At 34.3% G+C, this 20084-nt stretch carries 16 protein-coding genes and 1 pseudogene; 13 read left to right on the top strand and 4 right to left on the bottom strand.

Annotated elements, in window-relative coordinates; translation table 11 throughout:
* Positions 1 to 25: 25 nt before the first annotated feature.
* Positions 26 to 1096: an ERCC4 domain-containing protein gene (locus J2Z80_RS12700; RefSeq protein ID WP_209454711.1), complete on the bottom strand. Its 1071-nt coding sequence runs from the start codon at positions 1094 to 1096 to the stop codon at positions 26 to 28.
* Positions 1097 to 1324: 228 nt separating this feature from the next.
* Between J2Z80_RS12700 and J2Z80_RS12705 the strand changes: the two genes are divergently transcribed.
* Complete coding sequence (locus J2Z80_RS12705) at positions 1325 to 1900, top strand: hypothetical protein (protein WP_209454712.1); 576 nt, start codon at positions 1325 to 1327, stop codon at positions 1898 to 1900.
* A 20-nt stretch (positions 1901 to 1920) separates the two neighbouring features.
* Positions 1921 to 2286 (top strand): hypothetical protein, encoded by a 366-nt coding sequence (locus J2Z80_RS12710; protein ID WP_209454713.1) that lies wholly within the window; start codon positions 1921 to 1923, stop codon positions 2284 to 2286.
* 651 nt (positions 2287 to 2937) lie between these two features.
* Here J2Z80_RS12710 and J2Z80_RS12715 read toward each other — a convergent pair.
* Complete coding sequence (locus J2Z80_RS12715) at positions 2938 to 3447, bottom strand: hypothetical protein (RefSeq protein ID WP_150200977.1); 510 nt, start codon at positions 3445 to 3447, stop codon at positions 2938 to 2940.
* 648 nt (positions 3448 to 4095) lie between these two features.
* Here J2Z80_RS12715 and J2Z80_RS15405 point away from each other — a divergent pair.
* The 9 genes and pseudogenes from J2Z80_RS15405 (at position 4096) to J2Z80_RS12765 (ending at position 14250) form a co-directional block, all read left to right on the top strand.
* Positions 4096 to 4565 (top strand): annotated as a pseudogene (locus J2Z80_RS15405) (VanZ family protein).
* A 253-nt stretch (positions 4566 to 4818) separates the two neighbouring features.
* On the top strand, positions 4819 to 5580 hold the full coding sequence (locus J2Z80_RS12730) for a LuxR family transcriptional regulator (RefSeq protein ID WP_209454716.1): 762 nt from the start codon (positions 4819 to 4821) through the stop codon (positions 5578 to 5580).
* Between the two features lie 283 nt (positions 5581 to 5863).
* On the top strand, positions 5864 to 6196 hold the full coding sequence (locus tag J2Z80_RS12735; RefSeq protein ID WP_209454717.1) for a hypothetical protein: 333 nt from the start codon (positions 5864 to 5866) through the stop codon (positions 6194 to 6196).
* A 347-nt stretch (positions 6197 to 6543) separates the two neighbouring features.
* Positions 6544 to 7686, top strand: coding sequence for a hypothetical protein (locus tag J2Z80_RS12740; RefSeq protein WP_209454718.1), 1143 nt, complete (start codon positions 6544 to 6546; stop codon positions 7684 to 7686).
* A 160-nt stretch (positions 7687 to 7846) separates the two neighbouring features.
* Positions 7847 to 8527 (top strand): hypothetical protein, encoded by a 681-nt coding sequence (locus J2Z80_RS12745; RefSeq protein WP_209454719.1) that lies wholly within the window; start codon positions 7847 to 7849, stop codon positions 8525 to 8527.
* 95 nt (positions 8528 to 8622) lie between these two features.
* A complete protein-coding gene (locus J2Z80_RS12750; protein ID WP_245301333.1) occupies positions 8623 to 9285 on the top strand; it encodes a hypothetical protein in 663 nt (220 codons plus the stop codon).
* 122 nt (positions 9286 to 9407) lie between these two features.
* Complete coding sequence (locus tag J2Z80_RS12755; protein ID WP_209454721.1) at positions 9408 to 13670, top strand: acyl-CoA dehydratase activase-related protein; 4263 nt, start codon at positions 9408 to 9410, stop codon at positions 13668 to 13670.
* 45 nt (positions 13671 to 13715) lie between these two features.
* On the top strand, positions 13716 to 13922 hold the full coding sequence (locus J2Z80_RS12760; protein ID WP_209454722.1) for an XkdF: 207 nt from the start codon (positions 13716 to 13718) through the stop codon (positions 13920 to 13922).
* A gap of 157 nt (positions 13923 to 14079) precedes the next feature.
* Positions 14080 to 14250 carry a zinc-ribbon domain-containing protein gene (locus tag J2Z80_RS12765; RefSeq protein ID WP_085113419.1) on the top strand — a complete coding sequence of 57 codons (171 nt, stop codon included), beginning with the start codon at positions 14080 to 14082 and terminating at the stop codon, positions 14248 to 14250.
* Between the two features lie 39 nt (positions 14251 to 14289).
* Here the strand turns inward: J2Z80_RS12765 and J2Z80_RS12770 are convergent, their stop codons facing one another.
* Positions 14290 to 14727: a DMT family transporter gene (locus tag J2Z80_RS12770; protein ID WP_209454723.1), complete on the bottom strand. Its 438-nt coding sequence runs from the start codon at positions 14725 to 14727 to the stop codon at positions 14290 to 14292.
* 142 nt (positions 14728 to 14869) lie between these two features.
* On the opposite strand from J2Z80_RS12770, the gene mgrA reads away from it, so the two are divergent.
* Positions 14870 to 15853: an L-glyceraldehyde 3-phosphate reductase gene (gene mgrA, locus J2Z80_RS12775; protein ID WP_209454724.1), complete on the top strand. Its 984-nt coding sequence runs from the start codon at positions 14870 to 14872 to the stop codon at positions 15851 to 15853.
* Between the two features lie 148 nt (positions 15854 to 16001).
* A complete protein-coding gene (gene hcp, locus J2Z80_RS12780; RefSeq protein WP_209454725.1) occupies positions 16002 to 17642 on the top strand; it encodes a hydroxylamine reductase in 1641 nt (546 codons plus the stop codon).
* A gap of 96 nt (positions 17643 to 17738) precedes the next feature.
* On the opposite strand, the gene J2Z80_RS12785 is transcribed toward hcp, so the two are convergent.
* Entirely contained in the window at positions 17739 to 19691 is a 1953-nt protein-coding gene (locus tag J2Z80_RS12785; RefSeq protein ID WP_209454726.1) for an elongation factor G, read from the bottom strand.
* Positions 19692 to 20084 lie beyond the last annotated feature (393 nt).

A 20084-nucleotide genomic window follows, 5' to 3' on the forward strand; every position in this document is an offset into this window, starting at 1 on the left:
TTACTTTAAGATACATATAGACTTTTTACGGTGCTTTTGTCCAACTGCTGCCTTTACCTCTACCCAAATTAATTATTAAACCCTCTTTTTTAAGGTCATTTAGTACCTTTCTGATTGTAGAGTCTGGGGTATTAGCAAATCTATTTCTTAAATCGTTTATTGTAAAATCTCCATCAATATTTTCAAGAATTTCTTTTCTAATGTCATAATAAATTCCGCCTGTAAAATCATTCTTCGTTTGATATTTTGATATTTCTTCTGCGACTCTATCAGGTATAGATTCGCTTTCGTGTGATACAATGGCTTGGAAAAACCGTAATGTCCATTCATTGGCCAATTTTCTATTGCCAGCAAATATAATTTGAAATTTTGGATGAAATGCAAAAATCTCAGCTATCACTTTAGCCATATATGATGGCGTATAAATGCTTAATTTGTCAGGGTTTAAGTAATCAGAATAGTTGGCTTCAATGACAAGTGCCGAATGCTTGTATTTTTCCAATTCACCCAGCTTCTGATGTAAAATTGGCAAATTAGCGATGTCGGCTCTAAAGTTTTCAAAACTTTTTCTTTCTACTACGGCCTCTATTTCATTATTATAAAATAATGCGTAATCACCTGCTGGTAACTGTACTCTCTCAACAATGCAATTGGTAAATTTCCAAGGATATTTTTCATTTGTATCAATCAATATGTGAAGATCGTTGTTTCCTTTTGCAGTCAATTTAACACGAGGCTTGTGCTCCTTTAAGCCTTGCTGTGTTCTCCAAAATATCTGTTCGTATTCCCCTTCTTTATTTTTGTATTTCTTTTTAAGAAAGAGAAATTCACACCTTTTATTTACACCGCGGTCTAAAACTACAGATAGACGCTTTCCATATCGATCAATAGAAATAATGGGAACTTTCTCTACGATTTCATAATCATTAGATGAACTATTGCTTGCATCTTTAAGGCAAAATATCTGGCTTCCTGCACCAGGCCATTTATTCTGCACAAACAATGATAGAAGTGTTGTATCGCCTTTTTTGATACTAAGCCTGTATGGAAATTTGTCGCTTTTTGTTGATTCAAGTACCCATAAAAGATTGCTCATAACGATCCTTTCCTAAATATGATTTTATTACACATCTATTTTATTATAAGAAGGAGGTCATTACAACTTTTTTCATGCGACAAGTACCGTTTTAGTACTTTCGTATTAAAAAAATTAGTACTTTTGGTCAATTGACACAATTTTGGAATAAACATATAATGAAATCAAGAGAGTTACCGGTAGCCTCTCACAGTTTATGTTAAAAGAAAGGGAGGCAGATGCTAATATATGATAAGATGGTTTTTAACCTTGAAAAAATTTGTTTCATTGTTTTTAGTTGTAGCACTTCTTTCAATTTCAACTTTGAGTCCAGTTTATGCTGCTAATCCAACGTTCAATGATACAAATTTAAAGAAATCAATTAATGACAACAGAGTATATACAACTATTGAAAATGATCCAATTGACAAACAAAAAGTCGAGAATGGATCAATGACTACAAAATATGCACAAAAAAAGGACACAAGTGTAGAAGAAAGTGGCAATATTAAACCACAAGGTTTAAAAGGCAAAGCTTTAAAACTATCTGTAAAAAGAATTGCTGGAATGTTAAGATCAAGTGCAATAGATAAAATAGCTGGATGGATGGAAACTTATATTAATAAAGAAGCTGCAAAATATCTAAGAAAATATTCTATCAAGATTGCAAATAAATTGGATGAGCTTTCTACATGGGAAGATTTGGCACTTCAAGCGATTGAAGATCAAGTAACGGGTCTTCTGAATGGATTGGGTGTAACTTATAGCATTGCAAAAGGAATAGGGCTTGGTCTAAAATATATTATAGATTGGGGAGTTTTTTAATCTTTAGGAGGGATAACTTTATGGATAGCTTAGAACAGAGAGTGCTGGAGTTAGAACAGAGAGTGCTGGAATTAGAATCACAAAACAGATTATTAACCGATGCATTGCTTCGCGTAGCTTCTGAAAAAGGAGAACCACTTGCAAAAAATTTCAGCACATATGCTCTCCTCAATAAATATACAGCTTATGAAATACAAGAACTTGAAGGATTATTAAAGTGGGCATTTAATAAAAGCATTGAAAATAATTTAAGTAAAAAAGAATTTATTGAAGAGTTTAATAGACGTTTACCTAAAAGAAAAAATGAACTAAATTTTCTTTTCGAGTGCTATAGAAGAGAGAACATTCTACCATATTTATGTGATTTGGTTTTAGGAGATAATTAAAAAGCATTTAAGAATAGATTTTTATTATCGCGTTTTCATCTGGAGATTATGGAAGTAAAGATATGATGTTTACATCATCTAGAGCAGGAATCTACGGTAACAACAACTGAATCTACAACCGGAAGCTTTTCAATTGATTTTTTAAAGGGCGCTGGATTTAGCATTTCATCTACACAGGGCAGTACATTTTATTTAAGAAAAAGCATATCGTTGGGATACCGTTACAGCTTATATTAATAGTAAAATAATAGGTAGGAGGATTCTATATTAAAAAATATTGAAACGGAGGATTAGTTATGCCGGATTATACTTCAATTTTAAATAATATACAATCAGAAATTGGGAATATAGCTAGTAATATTTTTTTAACGGTTAATTCAGTAAACCAATCAATACACGAATTAAATAAATCACTTACAACAACAAATTGGCTATTGCTCTTACTTGTTATAGTTTTATCTATAAATACTTTTATAAATTGGAAAAGGTATAAAAGTGACAAGCAAAAAAACAAGTGAAAAAATTTTTTCTAGGCTATGATGACGCTTAAGCCTCAGATCTATATACTGCTAATATGTGTATTTAAAAATAATGACTATATAGTTATATATTCCAAAATAGTCGGACATAAGAAAATATTCTTATATCCGGCTATTTTATAGGGCTATTTTTCAAATCTTCTTCTGCCCGAGTTTCAGTAACTTTTACAAGATTTTTGATTTCTTCATTATTTGGGAATCTAATATTAGCCGGAAATAATTTTTTTACATCTTTATTATAGTTTACTCCATCTTTAGGAAAGTCATGGCTGATAATTGAAATGCCTTTACTGTTTTTTTTAATTTTTAGAACTACAGGTAATGATACACCTTGCCCCCTTTCAAGATTAGTTCCTGTCTTTATATATTCTTCTTTAACTAACCAGATGTAAATTTTGTCTTTGTCTGTCCCTAAAAGCTCGAATGCACTATACATTTTTTCTTTATTTGGATAAGCAATGTCATTTGTTTTTGTGTCCAGATAATTTAATATAATTTTTTTATCATTTTGAGTAATTTTTAAAGGATTAGTTGTTGTAATTTTTTGGCTCAAATTACATCCTGCAAAAACAATAATAATCGATAATATCGAAACAAATATTAAAAAAGATCTAATTTTCATAAATAAAAACGTCTCCCTTAATAATCTTTTTATATTTGCGTGTTTTTGTACATTCTTTTTTGTCTCTTTTCCCTATTAATACAGTGTTTTTTTATGAGGATAAAGACTATTATTTTACAAGTTTTTTAATAAAAAATTATTTATTACGCATCTATTTTATTATAAGAAGAAGTTTATTACAACTTTTTTCATGCGACAAGTACCATCTTAGTACTTTCGTACTAAAAAAATTAGTACTTTTAGTCAGTTGACATATTTATGAAGTGGATATATTATGAAGTCAAGAGAGTTACCGGTAAGTTCTCGGATGTAAGAATTTGATTGATGAGCTTTAAAAGATGTAGAGATACTATGTACAAAGTAAAAATATTATTAAAAGTAAAAATAAGAGTATAAGGAGAGAAGATGTACTATGATATGTATTTTTAATAATAAAAAGTTTGTTTCGGAGTTAATTTCAGCATTAATAGTATTAATATTATGCAGCCAGGTATTTGCATATGAAAAATCAATGGAATATGATTTCACGTTATATTCAGGAGATGAATTATTTTGGGAATGAATTTTCCGATAGGGTTAAAAGTTATTTTGTTTATTTTCTTCATTCCTCTTATTATAAAACAATTTAAGTTGACAAAAAATATTGTTATGGTTACATTTATAACAGGGTTTATTATTTATGCAATTGAATTAATAAGTGTAGTGTTTTTCCCGATTACATTTTATCCACCTATGCCTAATTATACTCCAAATGTAAATATTGTTCCTATGAAAGATATAATAATTCTTATGAGATTACAACCAATTAATATAGTTATAAAAAATGTGGTTGGGAATATTATACTTTTTATTCCGTTTGGCTTTTTTGTGCCGATAATATATAGAAATATGAACAAATTTAATTTACGTTATTGTTGGGTTTGTATTTTTCAATATTCATAGAAATTGCTCAATTTATTATTGATTATTTAACAAAGTATCCCAATCATACATCTGATGTTAATGATGTTATATTGAATATTATTGGATTAATATTGGGCTTTATAATTCAAAGAGGAATTAGAAAAGTATCTTTTATGGCGAACTATATTAATAATGTTGCAAATAAAATTGAATAATCAGATATGGTAGCAATTAATGCTTATTCCCGGAGGGCAGATATTAATCTGTCCTTTGTTTATTATTGATAAGAAAAATTAAAAAATTTATTAAAAACATTAAGAATTTATTAAGAAATGTTAAGTTTTGGTTACATAAAAAGGAATTTAAAAATTTTTATAGAAATATGATTATAGAAAAAATACAAAAATAAATTTGGCACATTTTAGAAGTTGTTAATATTTTAACTTTATTGTAATAAGGGAGATCAAGATGGAGTATGAAGTCATAAAATATGATACCCATAAATATTTTTTTGATGAAGCATGGAGAAGATGTACAAGAAGAGGTCTTAATCAAGACACAAAACCGTTTATGCTTGTATCAGATCTTTACATTTCCGATGAGAAGAAGTTGCTAATTAAAGCCTTTAGAAAAAGCATTCATGAAATATCTAAGATTGATGGCCAATTTAAAAATTATACATATCTATTGACAGATGAAAATGGCGTCATAATAGATTTGATTGCGCCTAACAAAAGTAGTTTTCCTCATTTAAATATAGGTGTTCAGTTGAAAGAAGAATTTGCAGGAATAAATGCAGTATCGATCGCTTTAAATGAAGGAGAAACTGCATTTGTCAAAAAGAATGAACATTATCTTAAGTGCCTCAGGGAGATAGACTGCATAGCTGTACCTGTCTTTGACAATACTTGTCAATTAATAGGAACAGTAGACATATCATCTGAATGTGGATTATCTGATGAATGTGTGATTACGGCGTTTTTGATGGCAAAATATACAGAATACAATTTTATATTGCTTAAAAAAGAAATGATAAAGGAAAAATTGGAAGAAGTAGAGCTAAAAATTTTAAAACTGACAGTGGAAGGAAAGACAGATGAAGAGATTGCAAAAATGATTAATAGGTCAATAAGCAATGTAAAATACCACAAGAGTAAGATTTTTGAAAAATTAAACGTGAAAAATGTAAAAGACTGTATATATAAAGCGACAAAGATGGACTTGATATAATACTTTTACAAATCCTTAAAAGAGGGCTGCATTAATGTCATCAATGAACATTGTGACTATTATATTTACCACAGTTAATTTAGTTCAGACTATAATAATATTATATTTTCTATATAAATTGTTTTCTTTTTTGCATAATTGGTTTAAAAAAGGTAAATAGAAGATTAGTGCTGGAAATTGAAAAAAGGATTATTGAACGGAGTGCAATTTTTACAAAGAACCTAAAAAAGATATAAGGTCAAATACATATTTGGCCATAAAGAAATGTAGGCGGTGTATAGTTGTGATTAAGGGTTGTGGAAGGAAAAAAGTAATGCTTCAAAAAATAGAAAATGGTATTGAATCAGAAAATATAGTTATAACTGAAGATGAACAGCCAATAGAACCATATGAAAAGGATAGATTTGAAAACTTGTTGAAATTTATCAAAGAAAATTTTGTTGAGATAACAAAAGAATTTTCTGAGGAAGAAAAAGAATTATTAAAAATGCATTGGGGTATAGACATGTCTTTAATGACATTTAACGAGATAGCTGAGACAAAACATATGGATGAAAGCATTTTAAGGTCTAAATTAAAAGATTTGGAAAAACGCTTTTTTCAGAGTACAAGATGAGTATGTTGATCTAAGAGTAAGCGTTACTCGAAACGGCGATGTCTGGAAGAACTGAGGTGAATGGGTTTGGATAAATTCTTCAGATGGTTATTATCTATCATTTTGGTTGTACTGGTTTTAAATCTTTTGCTTTTGTCGCTTGTCTTTATCATCAATTGGAAATCTCCTTAACAAGGCAATTTAGTGGACATACAAATGATAGGAATCAGGTAAATTACGCAAATGTATCAGGCTATGAATATTATGTTCTATGGAATTAAGATTAATGAGTGTTTAATTCATATAAAGAAGAAGCTTATGTTGCTTCTTCTTTGTATGAATTTTTAAGGAAGGAGTTTTTGTTCTTTATGAAAAAGTTTTTTTTGATGGTCTTTGCACTTATATTTATTGCTACAGGTTGTTATACTGTAGATAGTACTAAAGTTACAGAAAAAGAAAGACCTAAGAGCGACATTGAAGAGATAAAAATACCTTTTTTGATATATACAAATGAGCCAGATAATAAACATTCGGCAATGTTAGCTTATTGGGATTTGAATAACGCTAAAGTAAATTTAACTGAAAAGACGGTCTATATCTCAGAAGACCCCAATTTTGTCACACCTTTATTTTGGGATGGAGATGGCAGGATAGTATTGAGGAAGACTTCTTATCCAACAGATGAATATAAAGACAAAGCAGAGATTGTTAAAAGCAATGATATTGCTACGGTATACGGCAAGGACATTGAAGCTAAAGAGAATTTGGATGACAATCCTGAACCAATTAAAAAAGTAAAAAACTATACATTATACTTACACAATGGCAGCGATGTAATGGAAAAAAATGTACCATTTCTGTATAAAACGAAGGATGACAAAGGCAATGACATTACAGTAGGTGAATATGATCGTCTCTGCTTTATAGATTATGACAGCAAAACAGGTAATATAACATTTATCTTTGATTATCCATTTGAGACACATTCCAATATATATATTGCCAAGTGCAATGTAGACAACATTGACAAGATAAGCTGGGATGAGATAAGGCTTCCAGGCGGTGGCGTTGTTTATACACTTGGTCCAAATAATACAATGCTTGTAGGTTCTAAATACTACATCCAATGTTTCAAAACATTAGGTGAAGTCGATCTTAAGACAAAAAAGGCAACTTTACTTGATGATGTTGCGAAAGAATGTAGAAGTATTGTGAAAGAAGGAAGCTTTAAACCTGACTATTCTAAAGATATAACGCCTATTGGAAAGTACAAAGATGTATTGATTTTAAACCTTCCTGTCAGCACAGATACAAATGTAGAGCCTTTAATATGCGCATTTAAAGATAATAAGCTATTAGGTGCAATACATCTAAAAAGCGATGATACGTGGGATGTAATTGGTCCTGATAAAAAAGTTGCATCTTCGATGGATGTGAAAGGTAAAAATCTGTACAAAGAATTTAATGCAGATTTGATGTACTTTCCAGGTCGGGAAAATATAAGTTATTAGCATTAATACTTTATTGTTCATTTCATCTTAGTACTTTCGTACTAAAGAAATTAATACTTTTAGTCAATTGACATAGTCATGAAATAAGCATATAATAAAGCCAAAAATTGGCTGATAATATTTACAAAATACTTTAATACCGAAAGGAGGTGGAATTAAAATGAACAGAAAATCAATCCGAATGTCAATATGTTTAATCTTGATACTCATCTTAAGTTTAAGTTTAAGTGGAATTTCATTTGCTTCAAGAGGAGGAAATGTGGATACAGGTAGTAAACAAATTTCCGCCCCAAATGTAGAAAATTTTGAACCATCGTCTGAGACGACAAAAATGACATCTCCGAGGCAAGTTCCTTTGAATGTGGATGTAATCAGTAACCAAATAACTATTTCAAATGAAGAAAATGCTAAACCAGCTTCTGAAACCACCAAGATGACATCACAAAAAGCAGCTTCTTTAGATGCTGATGTAAATCCTATGTCCCTTAGTCGGCCAATAAAGGGAACAAATCTACCTTATGGCGGTGCTTTCAGTGGAGTTAACACTGAAATTTTTTCAAACTACTATTTTTTCACAAATGGTTCTACACAGCTATATGTAGACTGGAATGTAAAAGCCGACTATCCTGCTAATGTGTTATGGCACATTAATGTTTATCAAGCCGGTACGAATAAATTTGTAATGAGCTCAGATCAATTTTCAACAGATTCTAATGCTGGCTGGTGGACAACAAGATTTTACAATTTGGATCCTGCATATAATTACTACATTTCTTTTGTAAATGATGGTCCACAGATTGGCTCTCCCATATCAGGCGATTTTACGGTTAGACTAAAGTAAAAACAATTCGAAGATAAACATATAAAGGCCTTCCACTTTATGTAGAGGGTCTTTATATTGGCAATATATATTTGGTGGTGGTATGATTGAGAAAAATGATATATGTTTTGTCATTTATTGCTGTGGTTTTGTTTGTCATCATAGCTTTTGATTTATCAAATGTCAATACACAGAAAGATACTGAAAGTACAAACGTTGATAATATGCCGGCAAAGACAATCAAATTGAAATATGGCCATATAGATGTGTCACGAGATAATATCAATATATCTGAGTCAAAGTTGGATTCTGATGGATTTTCAAGGATTGAAGTTTATGACAAAGACAACGGAAAATTCATTGAAGCTTATGGCGTAAAAGAAGAGCCTTTAAACGTATCAGGTTTTACCAATAAAGCATCAAAAGTTACAATTTACAAAGAGCGCAAAGATTATCCTGCTGTAGTGAGGCTTTACGTGGTTTTGACGGTTTGTTCCGATAGCTTAAGACAGATAAAAAGCATTGATAAGACGTATTGGGAGAAAGCTGATGATGGCGATTGGCAGTTGAAAAATCCACATGCGGCTGCGATTTCTACAACAGGTGTCTTTCCTTCAAAGGAAATCGAGGCAAGCGGTACTGCGACGATAGAAATGAAAGCCAATATATTTACGGTAGGGCTTTTAAATAAGTCTGGGTTTAATGTTTTTCAATCAGGTGAAAATGGATATTATTTAAGAAAGACAGTAGAGTTGGGCTTTAGATACAGCCTGGATTAATGCGTAAATAGGAATTTTGTTTTTAAACTAAATAGTGCTAACATAATTTTTAGGAAGTATTCAAAAGTAAATCTATCTATTATATAATAATTACAATACGTATATTTGAAGGAGAAATTGAAGTGAATAGAAATTTGCACTATTTAGGAATCGATGTAGGTTCTACTACGGCCAAAATAGTTATCTTAAATGAAAATGATGAGATAATCTATAGTAGATATGAGCGGCACTTATCTAACATAAAGGATACTATTGTAAACTTGATAGATGACGCGTATTCTAAATTTGGTGACCTTGTTGTATCCGCTGCTGTAACAGGTTCTGGCGGTATGGCGGTGTCTGAGTGGCTTAATATGCCGTTTGTGCAGGAAGTAATCGCAGGTACAAAGACTGTTGAGAGGTTTTTCCCTGAGGTAGATGTGGTCATAGAGCTAGGCGGCGAGGATGCCAAGATTACATACTTTGACGGTACTATCGAACAGCGGATGAATAGCAGTTGTGCAGGTGGCACAGGTGCTTTTATAGACCAGATGGCATCGCTTTTAAAGACTGATGCACAAGGCCTAAATGAGCTTGCCAAGAATTACAAAGTCATATACCCTATAGCTGCAAGGTGTGGCGTTTTTGCAAAGACAGACATTCAGCCTCTTTTAAATGAAGGCACTGCAAGGGAAGACATAGCGGCATCAATTTTTCAAGCGGTTGTAAACCAGACCATAAGTGGTCTTGCCTGTGGCAGGCCTATAAAGGGCAATGTGGCATTTTTAGGTGGGCCTTTATATTTTCTTCCGGAATTAAGAAAGAGATTTATAGAAACATTGAATTTAAAAGATGAAGAAGTCATCATTCCTGAAAATTCTCAATTAGCAGTTGCCATAGGTGCAGCATTATCTGCAAATAATGATGAAATAACTACATTAAAAGACCTAAGAGATAAAGTACATACGCTTCCATACAAAGTGAAAAATGATGTGGAGAGATTAAGACCGCTTTTTGCAGACGAAGATGAGTACAAGGAGTTTAAGGAAAGGCACAAAGGCATTGATGTCTTGAAGAAAGATATAAAAGATGCTAGAGGTGGTCTTTTCTTAGGAATAGATGCAGGTTCTACTACAACAAAGCTTGTACTTATAGATGAAGACGGTGCGATAGTCTATTCTTATTACGGCAGTAACGAAGGAAATCCGCTAAACTCTGTCATAAAAGTGCTGTTAGACATATACGAGAAGATGCCAGATGGCGCATATATAGCCAATTCTACTGTCACAGGATACGGCGAAAACCTTATTAAAGCAGCTTTGATGGTGGATATAGGTGAGATCGAAACGATTGCTCATTACAAGGCATCAGAGCACTTTTTACCTGGTGTTGACTTCATACTTGATATAGGCGGGCAGGATATGAAGTGCATAAGGATAAGAGATGGCATAATCGACAGTATAATGCTAAATGAAGCATGTTCATCGGGTTGCGGTTCGTTTTTGGAGACATTCGCGTCGTCTCTCAACATGTCAATTGATGAGTTTACTGAAGCTGCTCTAAAAGCTCAAAACCCAGTCGATTTAGGTTCTCGTTGCACTGTCTTTATGAATTCAAGGGTAAAGCAGGCACAGAAGGAAGGGGCATCGTTAGGTGATATTTCTGCAGGTCTTTCGTATTCTGTCATAAAAAATGCCTTATACAAGGTCATAAAGATAAGAGATCCGAAAGAGCTGGGAGAAAAGATAATCGTTCAAGGTGGCACATTCCTTAACGATGCCATATTGAGAAGCTTCGAGCTTATTACAGGTAGAAATGCCGTAAGGCCTCAGATAGCAGGGCTAATGGGTGCATACGGTGCAGCACTTATCGCAAAGGAAAGGTACAGTGGCGGTATAAGTACAATATTTACGAAAGACAAGCTCGAAAGCTTTACCGCAGAAGTGTCAAGCGGCAGGTGCAATAAATGCACAAACAGATGCCTTTTAACTATAAATAAATTCAATGACGGTAGAGTATTTGTATCTGGAAACCGCTGTGAAAGAGGAGCAGGAAAAGAGATAACTAACAATGACATACCAAATCTTTACGACTACAAGTACAAAAAAATATTTGGATACAAGCCATTAAGTGAAGACGAGGCGTATAGAGGTACCATTGGCATACCGAGAGTTTTAAACATGTACGAAAACTATCCTCTGTGGTTTACATTTTTTACAAGGCTTGGATTCAGGGTTATATTGTCTGACAGGTCGTCAAAAAGGCTTTATGAATCAGGCATGGATACTATACCGTCAGATTCCGCATGCTATCCGGCGAAAATCGTCCATGGACACATAATCAACTTAATAAATAAAGGCATAAAGACGATATTTTATCCATGCATACCTGTTGAGCAGAATGTATTTGAAGATGCAGACAATCATTACAACTGCCCCATTGTATCATCGTACGCTGAAGTAATTAGAAATAACATGGATGTGCTTAAGGAAAAAGATATTTTATTCATGAATCCATTTTTGGCATTGGATGACAAAGAGAAGCTTGCCAAAAGGCTTTACGAAGAACTGAGAGTTTTCGGCGTATCAAAAGGTGAAGTGGAAAATGCCTTAAAAGAAGCTTTTGATGAAGATAAAAGGGTAAAAGAAGATATCGAAAGAAAAGGCGAAGAAGTCTTAAAATATCTGCGAGATACGGGAAAAAGAGGAATAGTCCTTGCAGGCAGGCCCTACCACTTAGATCCAGAGATAAACCATGGCATACCGGAGATAATAACATCATTAGGTGTGGCAGTATTGACGGAGGACTCTGTAGCGCATTTAGGAAAACTTGAGAGAAAGCTTAGAGTAGTTGACCAATGGATGTACCATACAAGGCTTTATGCGGCGGCAAGCTTTGTGGCTGACAGCGAAAACTTAGAGCTTGTGCAGCTTACTTCATTTGGCTGCGGTATTGACGCTGTCACATCCGATCAGGTGCAGGAAATCTTAAGCTCTCGTGAAAAAATATTTACGCTTATAAAGATAGATGAAGGCACAAATGTAGGCTCCATAAAGATACGCATAAGGTCATTGATAGCTGCTATCAATGAAAGAAAAGACGAGAAAAGAGTCAAAACATCATATACCATGAATAGAATACTGTTTACGGACGAAATGAGGAAAAGGCATACGATATTGGCACCGCAGATGTCGCCAATACATTTCCAGTTTTTGCAGGAAGCTTTCAATGTTTCAGGGTACAATTTAGAAGTCCTTCCATCTGTAGATAAACCGGCTGTTGAAGAAGGACTTAAATATGTAAACAATGATGCGTGTTTTCCTTCTATAATAGTAGTTGGGCAGCTTATTGAAGCATTAAAATCTGGCAAGTATGATTTAAACAATACATCTGTCATAATCACGCAAACAGGCGGCGGCTGCAGAGCTACGAACTACATAGGGTTTTTAAGAAAGGCTTTGAAAGATGCAGGATTTGAAAATATACCAGTCATATCATTGAATTTTGTCGGAATGGAGAAGAATCCTGGATTTAAGATAACGCCGGGGCTTCTGAATAAAGCTTTTATTGGCCTTGTGTACGGCGATCTTCTGCAAAATGTGCTGCTTAGGGTGAGGCCTTATGAGAAAATACCCGGTTCAGCCAATAAGCTTTATGAAAAATGGGTGACAAAGTGCATAGAGTCTGTAAAAAGTGGAGATCTGAAGCTGTTTAAGAAAAATGTCCATCAGATTGTCCATGACTTTGAGAATCTTGAGATCAATAATGTGGTTAAGCCTAAAGTTGGCATTGTTGGGGAGATTCTCGTTAAGTATCATCCTACTGCAAACAACAGCATCGTTGATGTGCTTGAAAAAGAAGGAGCAGAAGTGATACTGCCGAATCTTATAGATTTTTTGCTGTTTATACTGGATCATGCAAATGAAAAGTATAAGTATTTATCAGGCAGCAAGATAAGGCAGATTTTGCAAAATATTGGCATAGCAGGACTTGAATTTTATCGAAAAGAGATGAGAAAGGCTTTAGAGAAAAGCAAAAGATTTATCTCTCCAAAGACTCTCAATGAGCTAAAGGAGTTGGCGTCACCTATAGTATCCCTTGGAAACATAACAGGTGAAGGATGGTACCTTACTGCAGAAATGGTGGAATTATTAAAAGAAGGCATATCAAATATAGTTTGCATACAGCCTTTTGCATGTCTTCCAAATCACATAACGGGGAAAGGCGTCATTAAAGCATTAAGAGAGCTTTACAAAGAAGCAAATATTGTGGCAGTTGATTATGACCCTGGTGCCAGTGAAGTAAACCAGCTAAATAGAATCAAGCTTATGCTGTCTGTAGCCTTTAAGAAATTAGAAAAAAGCAATGAAACATTCGAGCAGATTGCTGCTACAGAGAAAATATAGTTTTTAAAAATGTGGGTATCATAAATAGTACGGGAGGTTTTACGGATGGATAAGATTTCTTATGCAGTGAAACTTATTAAAGATGGCTATAAACCGTACTATTTTAAGCCCAGCAAAAACATACCTGCAACATTTGATTCTAAGCTTACTCTCATATCAGAAGATGGTGACAAAAAGACCATTGTATTTAATGGAATGGAAGTAAGCGCCGCTGATAAGGCGTTTATGAACTATTTTACCAGTGAGGAATAAGAAAAATTGGGTTTTCATAAATAAAAGTATTGCATATTGTGATGAAACGTGGTATACTTTAATTCGTAGTTAAAAAGAGATTTAACAACATTTCCCCTTTTTAGGATGGAATTTGGTTTGTTTAAATCTTATAAATCTTAAAAAGGAGGAAAGTGTTGTGGCTGATAAGACATTAGTATGCAAAGACTGCGGTAAGGAATTCGTCTTTACAGAAGGCGAGCAAGCTTTCTATAAAGAAAAAGGCTTTGAGAATGAGCCTCAAAGATGCCCTGAATGCAGAAAAGCAAGAAAGCAGCAGTACAATAACAACAGAGGCTATAGAAGATAACCTGAGAAAAAACCTTATAGAAAAATCTATAAGGTTTTTTTATGCTTTTATTAACCTTACACCTATTATGAGAAGCGCAACACCTATTACTTTAAACCAATTGATGGGAGTTTTTTCAACTCCAAATAGTCCAAAATTATCGATAAGCACAGCAGCAATCATTTGAGCTGAGACTATAATAGATGCAAAAGTAGCTGCACCAAGCTTTGGAATCAGTATGATAGACCCTAAAACGATGATAGATCCCAATACTCCCCCAAATAAAAGGTATGTTGGTGCTTTAAATAAACTTGCAAATTGTTTTATACTGCCGTCTGAAAAGCTTATTGCAACTAATATTATAAGTCCAACTAAATTATTTAAGACTGCAGAGTTTTTTGGCAAAGCTATCTTGCCAAGAGCCGAGTTCATCGGCGATTGCAGCCCTAAAGCAAGTCCAACAATAATTGCTCCTATATAAAGCATTATAGAATTCATTTGATGTTCCCCCTTCAAATAGTTTACTTATTTAATATACCATATTTTTAAATTGACAAAAATTAAATTAACTTTTTAATATTTTGTTTTTAATAATAATTATTATATAATTAAGATAGAAACCGATTTAGGAGGGAGAAAAATGAGCTACATACCAAACGAAAACAGATATGAAAAGATGATATACAGAAGATGCGGAAGAAGTGGCATAATGCTTCCTGCAATTTCACTTGGACTATGGCACAATTTTGGTGGTTACGATGTATTTGAAAACATGAGAGAGATGGTCAAGAGGGCGTTTGACCTTGGCATAACTCATTTTGATTTGGCAAACAATTACGGGCCACCACCGGGATCTGCTGAGGAAAACTTCGGCAAGATTTTAAGGACAGACTTAAGAGGCTATAGAGATGAATTATTGATTTCTACGAAAGCTGGTTACACCATGTGGCCTGGCCCTTATGGTGACTGGGGCTCAAGGAAATACTTGCTTTCCAGTTTAGATCAAAGCTTAAAAAGGATGGGCATAGATTATGTTGACATATTTTACTCCCACAGGAGAGATCCAAATACGCCATTAGAAGAAACTATGTCAGCGCTGGCACAAGCTGTAAGACAAGGAAAGGCTTTGTACGTGGGCATTTCAAACTATAATGCTGAAGATACCAAGAAAGCTGCTGAGATCTTAAGACAGCTTGGGACACCGCTTTTAATAAACCAGCCAAGCTATTCCATGTTCAACAGATGGATAGAAGACGGACTTACAGATGTCCTTGAGGAAGAAGGCGTTGGCAGCATAGCATTTAGTCCTTTGGCACAGGGGCTACTTACTGATAAATACTTAAATGGAGTGCCGGATGATTCAAGAGCCGTAAGGAAGAATACTTCATTGAGAGGCAATCTTACAGAGGAGAATATAAATAAGGTAAGAGAATTGAAAAAAATCGCAGACAAAAGAGGACAAAGCATTGCACAGATGGCTTTGGCATGGGACTTGAGAAAAGTCACATCTGTAATAATTGGCGCAAGTCGTGTAAGCCAGATAGAGGAAAATGTAAAGGCGCTTGATAATCTGGAATTCAGCCATGAGGAATTGAAACAAATAGATGAAATATTGTCCAAATAAGATATGAGGGTGTTTTCCCTCATATTTTTTTCTATTGTGATATTTGTCACAGAAAAAATCGATTGACGATTGTATAATAATAAACGTACGAAATACTGTATACAATTCGCACATTGGCGAATTGAAATAAATGAAGGAGGAAAATGATATGGGAATGTTTTGTTACCAATGTCAAGAAGCTTCAAAAGGCGTTGGCTGTACATTAAGAGGTGTGTGTGGCAAAACTGACGACACAGCAAGGCTACAGGATTTGCTAATATACACGCTAAAGGGCATCGCGATTGTTAACAAAGAAGCCAGAAAACATGGTTTAAACAGTGAAAGCACGGATTCATTCATCATCGACGGATTGTTTTCAACAATAACAAATGTCAATTTTGACAAAAATTATTTTGTCGGAAAGATCAAAGAAGGCTTGAATTTAAGAGAGTCCATAAAGAGCCAATTAAGCGCAAATGGAGTACAGTTAAGCGGATTGCATGATGCGGCTACATGGACAAAAGATGAAAGCGAATTTGATGAGAAAGCTTTATCAGTAGGTGTACTTGCTACTGAAAATGAAGACATAAGATCATTAAGGGAGCTTATAACTTACGGTATAAAGGGTATGGCTGCTTACGCATTCCATGCTGCAAACCTTGGCTTTAAAGATCCTAATATATCAGAGTTTATTGAGAAAGCGTTAGTTGCAACATTGGACGACAGCTTAGGTGCAAATGATTATGTATCACTTGCATTAGAGGCTGGTAAATACGGCGTCGATGTGATGGCGCTTTTAGACAAAGCAAATACGTCCACATACGGTAATCCTGAGATTACAAAGGTAAATATCGGCGTCAGAAACAATCCTGGCATATTGATAAGCGGACACGACTTAAAAGACTTGGAAGAACTGTTGGAGCAGACAGAGGGAACAGGTGTTGACGTATATACGCACGGTGAAATGCTTCCAGCCCACTACTATCCAGCATTTAAGAAGTATTCGCACTTTGCAGGCAATTACGGCAATGCATGGTGGCAGCAGGATAAAGAATTTGAAAGCTTTAACGGCCCTATACTAATGACAACAAACTGCTTGACGCCGCCAAAGGATTCGTACAAAGACAGACTTTACACGACAGGCGTCGTTGGATTTGAAGGTGTGAAGCACATTGATGCTGGCCCAGACGGCAAGAAAGATTTTACAGAGATAATAGAGCACGCAAAGAGATGCAAACCGCCAGTTGAAATTGAGAGTGGAGAAATAGTAGGAGGATTTGCTCACAACCAAGTATTGGCTTTGGCTAATCAAGTAGTTGATGCAGTAAAGACTGGAGCTATAAAGAGGTTCTTTGTAATGGCAGGCTGCGACGGCAGGATGAAGTCAAGAGAATACTACACAGAATTTGCAAAAGAACTTCCAAAAGATACGGTCATATTGACAGCAGGATGTGCAAAGTACAGATACAATAAATTAAATCTTGGCGACATAAATGGCATACCGAGAGTGCTTGATGCAGGACAGTGCAATGACTCGTATTCATTGGCAGTGATTGCATTAAAGCTTAAAGAAGTATTTGGACTTGAAGATATAAATGAGCTTCCAATATCATTTAACATTGCATGGTACGAGCAAAAAGCTGTAATAGTATTACTAGCACTTCTGTACCTGGGGGTAAAGAATATTCACTTAGGACCGACACTTCCAGCATTCTTATCGCCTAATGTCGCAAAAGTTTTAGTTGAAAACTTCGGCATTGGCGGCATAACAAACGTGGAAGACGACATAAAGATGTTTATGGGGAATTAAATATAGATACAAAAAGACGGCCCTTAGGTTGGATGTAAAGAATTCTGCATTCAACTTAGAGCCGTTTTTTTATCAATGATCCTGTGTGATATTGCTTTAAATTGCACCTCTTATGCTTAAAATGTATTTTGCCCTGTCAAGAGGATTTACGCCTATCCTTTCTCTTTTTGCGATAAAGCCATCAGGACATGTATCATATCGTATAAAGCGTGTAATCATTTGTGAATGTCCCTTTGTTGCTATGCTTAAATTAATAGGATAATCCATAGAGGTAGATAATGGCACTTCCCCTTCTATTATAGCATTTTTTTTGACTATAGTGGTTTTATCGAAGACACCCCTCATTTGTGTTAAGTCGTTTATGACTTTTCCGGCATATTCTTCAGGAACTGTAATCTTAAAATAAAGTATAGGCTCTAAAAGTTTAACGCCCGTATTAAAAAGGCCATCCATTATTGCCATTGGTGTTGCTACAACGAAATCCTGAGGATGTGTGTGCATGACATGGTCTTCACCGTCTACCAGTGTTACTTTCAGATCTGTGACTTCCCATCCATACAAGCCCTGCTGGAGAGCCTCAGGAAGCGTTCTTAAAATATCGTTCTGGTATCGAGGTAAAATCTTGTCAGCACTAACGATTGATTTTACAGAAAGTCCGCTTCCTCTTTCACTAGGCTCTATTAATAATTTCACCACTGCCCAGCAAGGTTTTGGCATAGTATACGATACAAATCCATATCCTCTTTTAGAAGGGGTTTCCTTGTAAATTACACCTGGTTTGTCAAATTCTACATTAATTGAAAAGCGCTCCTGGATCATGCGCCTTATAACTTCTACTTGAATCGTTCCCATTATATTTATTTGCAGCTCTTTTAGCTCTTTAATCCATCTGAAATTAAGAAGGGGGTCCTCTTCATCTAATATCTGAAGAGCTTCCACTAATTTATAGTAGTCATCATCATTTTTTGGCTTTATCTTTACAGCTAAAAGAGAATTGGCTATGTGGTGTTCTGGTGGCACAGATGATGGCGTGCCTAATATATCGCCGATATGTCCATCAAGTCCGCATACGGCAGCGATATCTCCTGCCTTTAATATGTCAATGTCACTGTAAGATGATGCGTTTATTTTCCGTATTTGAGTGACTTTTTCATCTTTATCTTTGGAAAAATTGTGTACAAGGTCTCTGATTCTGATTTGTCCATCGTAGATCCTTACATACGACAACTTTCCCATTGCTTTATCTCTTTGTACCTTGAATATTACGCCAGATAGAGGCTTTGAAATATCACCTTTTGGTGATGGCAGATATTTTACGATGGCATCCATAAGTTCTTTGATTCCTATGTCTTTCTGGGCTGAGCCAAATAAAATTGGATACATTAAAGAATTTTCAACAAGTTTAATTAACCTTCCATCTATATATTCCATGCCTATTTTTTCATTGTTTAAATACTTTTGAAGTAATTCATCGTCATACTTTGATAATACATCGATTAAATCATCTGATACGTCATTTCTTAAAATGTTTTCAGCCCATTTAAATTCATAATTTTCAAATATTGGCTTTTGTATTTGTATTATTTTATCTGTTAAGTTTTCTCGTATACTTTCTACTACATATTCTACAGGAAAATTAAGCATATCCATCTTGTTTACAAATATCAGTGTTGGTATCTTCATTTTTTGCAATGCATCAAAGAGGACATTGGTATGTGGCGTAACACCGTCTGGCGCAGATATTATGAGAATGGCACCATCCAATATCCTAAGGGATCTTTCGACTTCAGATGCGAAGTCTATGTGACCTGGTGTGTCTATTAGGTTTATGGTACAGTTTTTCCAATTGAAAGATGTAGCAGCAGCGACGACAGATATGCCTCTTTCTCTTTCCACTGCAAGATAATCTGTTTTAGCTGTGCCGTCATCTACATTTCCAAGTTTTTTTATCTTGCCGCTTTTGTACAGTATATGCTCTGTTGTGGTCGTCTTTCCTGCATCAATATTTGCGACAATACCTACATTTCGTATACTTTTTATGTAATCCATAACTCTCTCCCGTAAAAACATTTTATAAGTAAATTATAATAATTGAAAAATATACAATCAAGATGAAATGTAATTATGATTTCAATAATATAAAAGGTATATTTTTACAACCATTAAACAATATCATTATATTGACGTATTAAATTGTTGAAAAATGTCGCAAAATTTTAAATTAAAAGTAGTTGCCAAAAAGTGAGAATAGTGTATAATAATCGTGAGTGGGTTCCTTTCTATTCAAATAGTTCAGACGGTGGTAAGGCCTGGAGGTTTTATGTAAATAATGTGTTTGATGATGAAATGAGTGATTTCGGAAACTAATTTCCAGCAGCATACAATGACATAAATTAGATATTAGATACAAAAAATAACAATGATTTTGCGATAAAAATAAGA

The organism is Thermoanaerobacterium butyriciformans (genome assembly GCF_017874545.1).
In the GTDB taxonomy this organism is placed as follows: domain Bacteria; phylum Bacillota; class Thermoanaerobacteria; order Thermoanaerobacterales; family Thermoanaerobacteraceae; genus Thermoanaerobacterium; species Thermoanaerobacterium butyriciformans.

What these genes read in the sequence shown, in the direction of transcription:
- J2Z80_RS12750 (WP_245301333.1), top strand. Translation starts at nt 8,623, where the DNA reads ATGATATATGTTTTGTCATTTATTGCTGTGGTTTTGTTTGTCATCATA.
- J2Z80_RS12715 (WP_150200977.1), bottom strand. Translation starts at nt 3,447, where the DNA reads ATGAAAATTAGATCTTTTTTAATATTTGTTTCGATATTATCGATTATT.
- J2Z80_RS12730 (WP_209454716.1), top strand. Translation starts at nt 4,819, where the DNA reads ATGGAGTATGAAGTCATAAAATATGATACCCATAAATATTTTTTTGAT.
- J2Z80_RS12785 (WP_209454726.1), bottom strand. Translation starts at nt 19,691, where the DNA reads ATGGATTACATAAAAAGTATACGAAATGTAGGTATTGTCGCAAATATT.
- J2Z80_RS12700 (WP_209454711.1), bottom strand. Translation starts at nt 1,096, where the DNA reads ATGAGCAATCTTTTATGGGTACTTGAATCAACAAAAAGCGACAAATTT.
- J2Z80_RS12710 (WP_209454713.1), top strand. Translation starts at nt 1,921, where the DNA reads ATGGATAGCTTAGAACAGAGAGTGCTGGAGTTAGAACAGAGAGTGCTG.
- J2Z80_RS12760 (WP_209454722.1), top strand. Translation starts at nt 13,716, where the DNA reads ATGGATAAGATTTCTTATGCAGTGAAACTTATTAAAGATGGCTATAAA.
- hcp (WP_209454725.1), top strand. Translation starts at nt 16,002, where the DNA reads ATGGGAATGTTTTGTTACCAATGTCAAGAAGCTTCAAAAGGCGTTGGC.
- mgrA (WP_209454724.1), top strand. Translation starts at nt 14,870, where the DNA reads ATGAGCTACATACCAAACGAAAACAGATATGAAAAGATGATATACAGA.
- J2Z80_RS12705 (WP_209454712.1), top strand. Translation starts at nt 1,325, where the DNA reads ATGATAAGATGGTTTTTAACCTTGAAAAAATTTGTTTCATTGTTTTTA.
- J2Z80_RS12745 (WP_209454719.1), top strand. Translation starts at nt 7,847, where the DNA reads ATGAACAGAAAATCAATCCGAATGTCAATATGTTTAATCTTGATACTC.
- J2Z80_RS12740 (WP_209454718.1), top strand. Translation starts at nt 6,544, where the DNA reads ATGAAAAAGTTTTTTTTGATGGTCTTTGCACTTATATTTATTGCTACA.
- J2Z80_RS12770 (WP_209454723.1), bottom strand. Translation starts at nt 14,727, where the DNA reads ATGAATTCTATAATGCTTTATATAGGAGCAATTATTGTTGGACTTGCT.